Origin of the sequence: Pseudomonas sp. BCA17 (assembly GCF_004519405.1) — a bacterium.
Classification (GTDB): Bacteria; Pseudomonadota; Gammaproteobacteria; order Pseudomonadales; family Pseudomonadaceae; genus Aquipseudomonas.
Genome location: NZ_SGWI01000007.1, coordinates 44,589 through 55,745 on the forward strand (window position 1 = coordinate 44,589; position 11,157 = coordinate 55,745).

General features: G+C 61.4%; 7 protein-coding genes. All 7 read left to right on the plus strand.

Annotated elements, in window-relative coordinates:
- The first annotated feature begins 77 nt into the window (after positions 1-77).
- Positions 78-710, plus strand: a complete 633-nt coding sequence (locus tag EXW71_RS22960) for an NADH:ubiquinone oxidoreductase subunit N (RefSeq protein WP_134660296.1) — start codon at positions 78-80, stop codon at positions 708-710.
- Between the two features lie 147 nt (positions 711-857).
- Positions 858-2,354, plus strand: coding sequence for a YdgA family protein (locus EXW71_RS22965; protein ID WP_134660297.1), 1,497 nt, complete (start codon positions 858-860; stop codon positions 2,352-2,354).
- Positions 2,355-2,649: 295 nt separating this feature from the next.
- Complete coding sequence (pgaA, locus tag EXW71_RS22970) at positions 2,650-5,130, plus strand: poly-beta-1,6 N-acetyl-D-glucosamine export porin PgaA (protein ID WP_134660298.1); 2,481 nt, start codon at positions 2,650-2,652, stop codon at positions 5,128-5,130.
- A 13-nt stretch (positions 5,131-5,143) separates the two neighbouring features.
- A complete protein-coding gene (gene pgaB / locus EXW71_RS22975) occupies positions 5,144-7,141 on the plus strand; it encodes a poly-beta-1,6-N-acetyl-D-glucosamine N-deacetylase PgaB (protein ID WP_134660299.1) in 1,998 nt (665 codons plus the stop codon).
- Positions 7,142-7,143: 2 nt separating this feature from the next.
- Entirely contained in the window at positions 7,144-8,484 is a 1,341-nt protein-coding gene (gene pgaC / locus EXW71_RS22980) for a poly-beta-1,6-N-acetyl-D-glucosamine synthase (RefSeq protein WP_134660300.1), read from the plus strand.
- Between the two features lie 2 nt (positions 8,485-8,486).
- Positions 8,487-8,975 carry a poly-beta-1,6-N-acetyl-D-glucosamine biosynthesis protein PgaD gene (pgaD, locus tag EXW71_RS22985; protein WP_134660301.1) on the plus strand — a complete coding sequence of 163 codons (489 nt, stop codon included), beginning with the start codon at positions 8,487-8,489 and terminating at the stop codon, positions 8,973-8,975.
- A 449-nt stretch (positions 8,976-9,424) separates the two neighbouring features.
- Positions 9,425-11,146 (plus strand): ShlB/FhaC/HecB family hemolysin secretion/activation protein, encoded by a 1,722-nt coding sequence (locus tag EXW71_RS22990; protein ID WP_134660302.1) that lies wholly within the window; start codon positions 9,425-9,427, stop codon positions 11,144-11,146.
- Positions 11,147-11,157: the final 11 nt, after the last annotated feature.

Sequence of the window (11,157 nt, forward strand, 5' to 3'; positions counted from 1 at the left end):
ACAGGCGGGCTCCGGTGGTTTTCCAGCCACAGGTGCCCGCGAGTCACTGCTCGCGTTTGCTCATGGGGATTCCAATAATGAAAAACCCTTATGCTCCCGCTTTCTGGTGCGTGGTCTTCGCGCTGGTGCTGTTATCGGCTGCCTATTTCTACGGTGTCATGCTCGCTCATCAACTCGACAAGGCGATGGTGTTCCTCGACAGCGCCTGCCTGGTGATCGGCACCTTGTCCATCGGCGTGGTGGCCTGGGCGTCTTACCAGAACCAACGGGTGAAGCGAAAACTTCTCGAACAAGGCAAGACCCGCGTGGCGATCTGGGACACCAAAGTGGCCCTGCGTCGCGTCGAAACCGTGTTCGACCGCTATTTCTGGGGCAGCTACTGGCAACCTGGACGCACCTTCCAGGAAGTCATGGGCGAACTCACCGGCACGCCCCTGGAAAAAAGCCTCGAAGCCCTGAAAAAACAATGCGTGGTACTTGACCGGCAGGTCGCCGACGGCAGGCACTGGCTGAATAACGCGCGTGAGTTGTCGGATGTGGCCAACCAGATGGCCCGCGAACGCTACCAGTTGGACTTCTGTGATCCCAAGGCCGACACCCCGGGCAATGCCGTGATCCACCGAGAATTCGAGGTGTTGGTATACACCTGGACGGCGCGCCTGAAGAGTTTCGACCACCAGCTCGACGAGATCGACACGGAGTATTCCTGAACCAAGTGCTGACTTGATCGTTCTGAGAAAACTGGGCCGTACGCGGCCGCCAGTGCTAATCTTCCCCCGTTTTCGGCGGGCTTGAGCCAACCCTGCGGGGTTCAAGGAAGACAGCCCACTTCTCACAGGATTTGATCAGGTCACTTCATGAATAAGCCAGCTGTTGTTTTCTTGGGATTTGTTGTCGCTATTGGTGCTGTCAGTGCAGGCGGTGCCTGGTACACCGGTAAGCAATTGGAACCGGTGCTGCAAACCGCAATCCAGAACGCCAACAAGGAACTGCAGACCTCCATGGCCGGCGTCGACGGTAGCGTGAGCCTGGAGCTGGTGTCCCTGGAGCGCGGCGTGTTCAGCAGCACCGCGCATTACCGCCTCAAGGGGCAGGGCACGGTATTCGGCCAGGACAACCCGAACCCCGAGCTGCTGTTCGTCGACCATATCGAACACGGCCCGTTGCCGTTCTCGCGGCTGGTCACGCTGAAGTGGCTGCCGGTCATGGCGACCAGTCACTACATGCTGGAAAAGAACGCCACCACTGAAAAATGGTTCGCTGCCAGCAAAGACGTGTCGCCGCTCAAAGGTGTGGCCAATATCGGCTACAGCCGCTCGGTCAACGGCAACGTTGAGTTGCTGCCGCTGGAGCTCAAGGACGACAAATCCTCGGTGAGCTTCTCCGGCGCCAACCTGGACTTCGACAGCACTGCCGAAGGGCAGAAGGTCAAGGCCAACGGCTACATGAACAGCCTCAAGGTCAGCGCCATCGATGGTAATGGCGAGGCGTTCGAAGCCGAGCTGGCTGGCCTGACTGTGGCCAGTAACCTGGCAAAGTCCACCTTCGGTTTCTACACCGGGCAAAACACCGTTGAGCTGACCGATGCCAAAGTCACCTTCGGCCCGCAGAAAGCCGTGCTGACCCTCAAGGGTTTCGAGCAGAAAGACACCAGCGAGGCCAAGGACAACAACCTGGCAGGCCGTGTCGACTACAAGATCGACGAGATCGGTTACCAGGGTAAACCGGTGGGTTCGGCGGCCATGGCGCTGAGTATGAAGAACGTCGATATCCCGGCGATGCTGGTACTGACCAAGCTTTACCAGGACAAGATGCAACCGGTACAAGCCGCAGCCGCCACCGGCCAGCCAGTGCCTGAGCTGCAGTTGACCGAAGCCGAGCAGACCTTGGCTGAAACCAACGTCAACCAGGTATTGGCTGCCAAGCCACAGTTGGCGGTGGAAAACCTGTCGCTGAAAACCACCCACGGCGAAAGCAAATTCAATCTGGTCCTGGACCTGACCAAACCGACCTCCATGGAGTTGCCGCCGGTTGAGCTGGGCAAGCAAATGGTTGCCTTGCTGGATGCCAATCTGACCCTGTCCAAGCCGATGATCAGCGATGTCGCGGCGTTGCAGGCCCAGGTGAGCGGGGTCACTGATCCGAAAGCCATCGAGCAGCAATCTCAGATGGAGGCCGAAATGGTCAGCGGCATGGGCGTTGGCACTCAGTTGGCGACCCTGGTCGGTACCGATGTAGTCTCCAAGCTGCATTACGCCAACAATGAAGTGACCTTCAACGGCCAGAAGATGACCGTCGAGCAGTTCATTGGTTTTGTCATGGCTAAGGTCGGGACCGTCAGCCACGCGCAGTAAGACTGCTGACATCAGCAACACATAAATAGGGGGAGCGAGGCTGCGCGGGATAAGCGTCAAACTCTCGGCGTAGCCGCCGTAGAGCGCTCGTTATCGCGGTAACCCCTTTCCCCCGTTGGTTTTTGGCGGTCAGGGCAATTCTGAACAATTGTTCCTGATTGCCCTTTCTCCTACATTCCTAATGGATAGTTCCTACAGGAAAGCTAGGTCGGGTCACTAGACGCCGACACCCCTGATGCAAACTGCTCAGGACCACCTATCGTTGTAGCTTTCCGTGTGTAAGGAAGCTCACGACATGCTGCGAACCCTCCCTCTCAGTGCGCCAGGCCGGCTGCGCCTGCTCATCGGTGCCGCTCTGTGCAGCCAGTTGCTGATCCCGGCCTTCGCTTTGGCCGATCCAGCCTACGACGCCCTGATCATCCAGGCGCGTAACGGCAACTTCGCGCCCGCCCTGACCCAACTGCGCCAACTGCCCGCCGAGCGCCAGACGCCTGGGCAGATCAGCGATCACTTGGTAATAGCCGGTTGGGCCGGGCAAGACGCCGAAGTGCTGAAGGTGTACGAAGCCCAAGGCAAACATCGCAACCTGACGACCCAGGCGCTGGCCACGGTGGCCCGTACTTATCGCAACCAGAAGCAGTGGCCGCAGGCCTTGGCGGTCTACCGGCAGGCGCTGCTGCGGGAGCCGAATAACGTCGACCTGCAACTGGGCGAGGCCCTGACCCAGGCTGACGGTGGCCAAATCAACGAAGCGGTGTCGCGCACCCGCGCGCTGGTGGCCGCCAAGCCGGATGACGCCAACCGGCGCATGGCCTTGGGCTACGCGTTGACCCGCGCCGGCTTGAACTACGATGCCCTGAATGAATTCGACAAGGCATTTGTGCTGGCAGGCGACAAGCCTGAGGTAGTGCGCGAGTACATTGTCGCCCTGCAAAAGGCCCGTCTGCCGGAGCCTGCGTTGCGCCTGTCGGCCAAACATCCGGGTGCGCTGGACGCCGTGACCCAGCGCCGCCTGGAAGGCGATCTTGCGGCCGAGCGCGTGCGTATGGCCGAGTTCGCCACGCGCAGCGAGAAAGAGCGCTATGTGATCGCCGACCGCGCGCTCAACGACTACGACCAACTGCTTGCCCGCTGGACGCCGGACGCAAGCGCCCATGATGACGTGGTGCGCTGGCGCATCGACCGCCTGGGCGCCCTCAAGGCGCGGGCACGCACCGCCGAGGTGATCCGCGAGTACCAGACCCTGCAAGGTGAAGGCGTGCAGTTGCCGACGTACGCCATCCGGTGGGTCGCCGCCGCTTACCTTGACCAGCGCCTGCCGGAAAAAGCCGAGCCGCTCTACCGACAAGCGCTGGCCGCGCCGGATGCCGACCCAGCCGACCGTGTGGAAGACAGCACCGCGCTGTTCTATGCCCTGGTGGAAAGTGACAAAGCCCTGGATGCCCGCGAGGTCGCCAGCAATCTGGCCAAGAGCCAGAACCCCCGCGAAGAACTCAAGGGCTTGCCCATCGGCAACCCCAACGACAACTGGATGGACGCGCAACTGCTGGCCGCCCAGGCCGACACCTTCGCCGGCGACCTGCCAGGCAGCGAAGCCGGCCTTGAAGCGCTGGTGCGCAAAGCCCCGGGCAATGTCGGCCTGCAACTGGCCCAAGCCAATATGTACCGCGCCCGCGATTGGCCGCGCCGCTCCGAGGGCGCGCTCAAGGAAACCGAAGCCCAGGCGCCGCGGGATATCAGCCTGGAAGTGTCCCAGGCCTATACCGCCATGGACCTGCAAGAGTGGCGGCAGATGGACACGCTCACCGACGACGTGTTGGCCCGCAACCCGGACAACCGCCAGGTACAACGCCTTAACCGCCTGCGTAATGTGCATGACATGGCCGAACTGCGGGTCGAAGCCTACACCGGTAAAAGCTATGGCGGCGGCAACAATGGCGACGTCGGCGCCGTGGCCGGCAGCCGCGACTGGGGCATCGAAAGCGTGCTCTACAGCCCGCCCATCGACGAAGATTGGCGCGTGTTCGCCGGCCTTGGCTACGCCACTGCCGACTTCAGCGAAGGCACCGGCCAGCACCGTTGGCAACGTGTCGGCGTGGAGCGGCGCACGCGCGACATGACCCTGCAGGCCGAAGTCTCCAACCACTCCTACGGTTTTGGCTCCAAGCAAGGGGCGAGCGTGTCGATCGCTCGCGACATCAACGACAACTGGCAATACGGCGGCAGCCTCGGCTACCTCCTGGCCACTACGCCGCTGCGGGCGCTGAATGCCGACATTACGGCCAATGGCGGCAGCGGTTTCATTCGCTGGCGCGCCAATGAAAGCCGTGAGTGGAAGCTGGCATTGAGCCCGTCCCATTTCAGCGACGGCAATGATCGTCTCGAAGCGTTGCTCACCGGCCGCGAGGGCATCTACAGCTCGCCCCATGTGCAAGTCGACCTGGGCCTGGAAGTCGGCGCCAGCCGCAACACCAAGAACGACACGGTGTACTTCAACCCCAAGTCGGACTTCACCGTGTTGCCCACCGTCACGGTCAATCACGTGCTCTACCACCGCTACGAGACCCAGTGGAGTCAGCAGTTCCAGCTCGGTGCCGGTACCTACAGCCAGCGGGATTATTCCACGGGCGGTATCGGTTTGATCGGCTACGGCCAGCGCCTGCTCTGGAACGATGTGCTGGAGGTGGGTGCCAACCTGAGCCTGATCAGCCGCCCTTACGACGGCGACCGAGAGCGCGATCTGCGTCTGCTCGTCGACCTCACTTACCGATTCTAAAAAGAGCCTGACCATGACTGTCCTCCGCCATTGCTTGTTGGTCCTGGGTGTAGTGCTGGCCGGCGCCTGCGCCCAGCAACCCGCGCCCTATACCCCACCCGCCGAGCGGCCGACGCCGCTCAACGAAGCGCCGTGGCCGAAAAACCACTTCCTGGGCATTGCCTACCACGACGTGGAGGACCGTGACCCCGACCAGGCCGTGGTGGCGGTGCGTACCGAGCGTTTGATCGAACAGTTGGCGTGGTTGCGTGAGAACGGCTACCAGCCGGTTTCCGTCGACCAGATCCTGGCGGCGCGTCGGGGCGGCCCCGAGTTGCCGCCCAAGGCCATCATGCTCAGCTTCGATGATGGTTATTCCAGCTTTTACACGCGGGTGATGCCGATACTGCGCGCCTACCATTGGCCGGCGTTGCTGGCACCGGTGGGCAGTTGGATCGATACCCCGCTCAACCAACCGGTGGACTTCGCCGGGATGCCGCGGCCGCGTGGGGAATTCCTCACCTGGCAGCAGATTCGCGAAGTGTCCCAATCCGGCTTGGTGGAGATTGCCGCGCACACCGATGCCAGCCACAAAGGCGTGCTGGCCAACCCTCAAGGCAACCTGGAGCCGGCCGCGACCAGCCTGCGTTTTGATCCGGCCACCGGCCGCTATGAGAGCCAGGCGCAGTTCGATGCGCGGATGCGTGCCGATGTCGCGTCGATCTCGAAGAAAATCCAGGCCGTCACCGGCAAGGCGCCACGGGTATGGGTGTGGCCGTACGGTGCGGCCAAAGGCACCAGTTTGGCGATCGTCGGCGAGCAGGGTTACCAGATGGCGCTGACCCTGGACGACGGCATTGATGACCTCGGCAAGCTGATGAACAGCCCGCGCTTCCTGGTGGCCTCCGACCCCGATGGCGAACATTTCGCCAACAGCATCGTCGCGGTGCAAACCCCGGCGCCGCTGCGCGTGCTGCATGTGGACCTGGATAACGTTTATGACCCGGACCCGGCGCAGCAAGCGCGCAACCTCGACCAGTTGGTGCAGCGCGTGGTGGACATGGGCGCGGGCACCGTCTTCCTGCAAGCCTTTGCCGACCCCAAGGGAGACGGCCTGGTGCATTCGCTGTACTTCCCCAACCGTCACCTGCCGGTGCGCGCCGACTTGTTCAACCGCGTTTCCTGGCAACTGCACACCCGTGCCCACGCGAGCGTCTACGCGTGGATGCCGGTACTCAGCTTCGCCCTTGACCCCAAGCTGCCTCGCGTAACGCGGTGGGACCCACAGACCGGCAAGGTCGCGCTCGACCCGGATCAATACCAACGCCTGTCGCCGTTTGACCCCCAGGTGCGCAAGATCATCGGTGAGATCTACGAAGACCTGGCGCGCAACAGTGCCATCGACGGCGTGCTGTACCACGATGATGCTGTGCTGTCGGATTTCGAAGACGCCGGTCCCGTTGCGCTCAAGGCCTACGCCGCCAATGGCTTGCCCGGCAGCATCGCGGCCCTGCGCGCCGATCCTGCGGTGATGCAACGCTGGACCCGTTTCAAGAGCCGCTACCTGATCGACTTCACCCATGAGTTGACTGCCAAGGTCCGCGCCATCGGCGGCCCGCAGGTGCTGACGGCGCGCAATATCTTTGCCGAGCCGATGCTCAACCCGGGCAGCGAAGCCTGGTTTGCGCAGAACCTCGACGACTTCCTCCAGAGCTATGACTGGACCGCGCCAATGGCCATGCCGTTGATGGAAGGCGAAACGCTGAAAAACTCCAATGCCTGGTTGGAGAAACTGGTCGCCAAGGTCAAAGCCCGCCCCGGCGCGCTTGAACACACGGTGTTCGAGCTGCAAGCCAAAGACTGGCGCACTAAAGAAGCGACCGATATCAACGGTGCGCAGATGGCTGAATGGATGGGGGTACTCAAACGCCAGGGGGTCAAGAGCTTCGGCTACTACCCGGACAACTTCCTGGAAAACTCACCGGACCTGAACACCGTGCGTCCGGCCCTTTCCAACCAGTGGAACCCTTGATCATGTTCGACAGAATCCTGGCTCTATTCGTCCTGGCACTGGTATTGGGCGTGCCCCTGGGCCTGATCTTCCTGGTCACCGGGCAGTTCCTGATGGACTTTGTGTTTTTCTACCCCTTGTTTATGTCGGGCCTGTGGATTGCCGGCGGCCTGTACTTCTGGCTGCATTGGGAACGCCACTGGCCGTGGGAAGAAGACACCCCGGCGCCGACCCTGGCGGGCAACCCGATGATCTCGATCATCATCCCTTGCTACAACGAAGGCGATAACGCTGCCGAGACCATTCACGCGGCGCTGAACCAGTTGTACCCGAATATCGAAGTGATCGCGGTCAACGACGGCTCCTCAGACAACACCGCCGCTGTGCTTGACGCCCTCGCCCTGGAAAACCCGCGCCTGCGCGTGCTGCACCTGGCGCAGAACCAGGGCAAGGCCGTGGCCCTGCGCATGGGCGCCGTGGCCGCCCGCAGTGAATACCTGGTGTGCATCGACGGCGATGCGTTGCTCGACAAAAACGCCGCCGCCTACATGGTTGCGCCGATGCTCGACAACCCGCGTCTGGGCGCCGTGACCGGCAACCCACGCATCCGCACACGCTCCACCTTGATTGGCCGGGTGCAGGTGGGCGAGTTTTCTTCGATCATCGGCTTGATCAAGCGCACCCAGCGTGTGTTCGGCCGGATCTTCACTGTGTCGGGGGTGGTGGTGGCGTTCCGTAAAAAGGCGCTGGACCGCATCGACTATTGGAGCACCGACATGATCACCGAAGACATCGATGTCAGTTGGAAGCTGCAACTCGATCACTGGGCCATCTTCTACGAACCCCGTGCCCTGTGCTGGATCTTGATGCCTGAAACCGTCGGCGGCCTGTGGAAACAGCGTTTGCGCTGGGCCCAGGGCGGTGCCGAAGTGCTGTTCAAGAACATCCGTGGCATCTGGCAATGGCGCCATCGTTACCTGTGGCCACTGCTGTTCGAATACTGCCTGTCCACCGGTTGGGCCTTTACTTTCCTGTTGTCGGTGATCTTCTGGGCCGTGGGCAAGTTCATCGTGCTGCCACCGGCGATTGCCGTGGACTCCCTGGTGCCACCGGCGTTTACCGGCCTGGTGCTGGCGATGGTGTGCCTGTTGCAGTTTGCGGTGAGCATCCTGATCGACCGGCGTTATGAAAAAGACCTGTGGAAAACCCTGTTCTGGACCGTGTGGTACCCGATGGTGTTTTGGCTGGTCAGCTTGTTTACCACCTTGGTCAGCTTCCCCAGGGTGCTGTTCAAGCAACATCAGAAGCGCGCACGCTGGGTCAGCCCGGATCGCGGTATCAAACCAAGCGAAGAGGAGGCGTGATCATGAAACTGGTCAGAACTCGTCAAAACGCCGTGATGTGGATCATCGATGTGCTGCTGACCCTGTTGGCCTGGTTCGGGCTGATCTGGCTGCTGGCGCGCGGCATGAGCGCGATGCTCGAAACCCATGGCGGTCCACGCCTGGAGGCGCCGATCTTTGCCGCACTCAACACCCTGCAGACATACCTCTGGATCGCCGTGTTCAACGCGGTGATCCTGATCGGTTGGGCGCGTTACCAACAACGCAAAGGCCGCAAGTTCGCCCAGCGCCGCGCCGAGGCCAATGCCCTCAGCGATAAGCGCCTGAGTGAGAGTTTCAACTTGGGCGAAGGCGACCTGGAGCAATTGCGCCGGCCGGGTGTGCTGGTGATCCACAACGACGAAGAGGGCGGGGTGGGGGAAGTGAAGTCCCATGTGTCCCGGGACGTGGAGCGCCCGCCGCTGACCCTGGTGCCCGGCCAGCCAAAAGGCAACGACGCCGGCAGCCTGTAGGCGCGGGCTCGCTCGTGAAAGCGTCAACGATAACGCGTGCTACCTGAACGGGCGCGGCGCCTGTGAGTTTTTCGCGAGCCAGCTCGCTTCTACAGAGAATTAACCGACGGGTACCGGGGCCAGTCGGTGGATGGATCCGATAAATGGGATCCAATTCACACAATACCTGCGAACTTTTCCCCGATCCCCGGTACTAACCTAACTCGGCAAGAGCTTGATGGCCTAATAATGGCCCTTGAGCCGTACTTAGCCTTATTGCCGTCAAAAATGTCGCCACCTGTCGGAATAATCATGCATGACATCGGCGTACTTTATTTTTGATGGTTTTTAATTGTTATTAATCAATGGGTTATTGGTTTAACTAGTCCGAACGCGCAACTAAGCCAGTTTCTTTGAACGCTGGAAGTTCGATGTTAGTTTGCCGCCCTTGATTTTTCGATGGATCGAACATGTCTTTGTTATCACGGACTCGGTATTTACTGTGCACTGTCCTGCTCGCATACCTGGGCCTGAACAGCGCCATCGCTGCGCCTACGCCAGGGGATCAGGACTTGATCCGCGACCGGCAGAACCGCCTGCTCGAAGAGCAGCAGCGACGCCTTGAAGAGCTCAAGGACCTGCCCGGCAAAGAGGCCAAGCCCCAGGCCCCGGCCACGCCGGCGGACACCCGTTGCTTCCCGATCAAAGACATCGAACTCAAGGGTGCCGACAGCCTGCCGGCCTCCGACCGCGAACGCCTGCTCAAGCCGTATGTAGGCCAATGCCTGGGCGTCTCGCAGCTCAATGAACTGCTCAAGGTCATCACCGATTACTACATCGCCAAAGGCCGCGTCACCAGCCGTGCCTACTTGCCGCAGCAGGACCTTTCCAGCGGCCATCTCCAAGTATTGGTGGTAGAAGGCAAACTCGAAGCGGTGAGAAGCGCAGAAGGCGGCAACGTCACCGATCGCGAACTGGCCATGGCATTTCCCGGCAAGGTCGGCGAAGCGCTGAACCTGCGTGAAGTCGAGCAACTGGTGGACCAGCTCAACCGCCTGCCGTCGAAACAGGCGCAAATGGAGCTGACCCCCGGCCAGCAGATCGGCGGCAGCGACGTGGTGGTCAAGAACACCCCGCAAAAGCCCTGGCGCGCCAGCCTGTCGCGCAATAACGACGGGCAACGCAGCACCGGTGAACAGCAATGGGGCGCGGGTCTGGAGTGGGACAGCCCGCTGGGCCTGGCTGACCAACTGGTGCTGCGCGGTGGCCACGACGCCATCAGCGACCACCAGAAAACCTCGAAAAACAGCATGCTTTATTACAACGTGCCGTGGGGATGGTGGAACTTCAGTTACACCTATAGCGAGAGTGATTACCGCACGCTGGGCTACACCGACACCTTCAAGTTCAAGCAGTCGGGCGACAACCAGAACCATCAGTTGCGGGCCGAGCGTGTGATCCACCGCGATGACGTCAGCAAGACCTCGCTCAACGTCGGCCTGGCCCACCTGCGCACCAACAACTACGTCCTCGACAGCCGTGTCGACGTCAGCAGCAACCGCCTCAGTGAGTTGCAGTTTGGCATCAACCACGGTCGCCGTATCGGCAGTGCTTTCGTCAACGTCGACTTGGGCGTGCAGAACGGTATCGGCGCCTTTGATGCTCAGCGCGACGACCAGCATCGCGATCAGTTCGGCAACCTGACGCCCACCCCGGATTACCGTAAATACACCGCCACCGTCAGCTATCTGCAGCCATTCACCCTGTGGGGCGAGTCGTTCAGCTTCACCAGCCTGGCCACCGGGCAGCGCAGTGAAGACGTGCTGTTCTCGCCGCAACGCATCAGCCTCGGCGGCTCATCGTCGGTGCGCGGTTTCAAGGACCAGCAACTGTCCGGCGACAGCGGCGGCTACTGGCGCAACGAAGTGCGCTGGGCGCGCCCGGTCACCCTGGAATGGTTGCGCCCAGCCTTCGCCGAATACGGCACCAGCCTTGGTTACGACCAGGGTGTGATTCGCAACGACCGTTACAACGGCGACAACCACGGCCGAGTCTCAAGCAACTCCGTAGAACTGTTCGCCCGCGGCAAATACGTCAGCACCAGCGTGACCTTTGCCCATTCGTTGGAAAGACCGGGGGTGGTGACCGAGCGCGAAGCGCCGATCTACTTCCGCATGGATTTCTTCCTGTAATTCAACGCCCG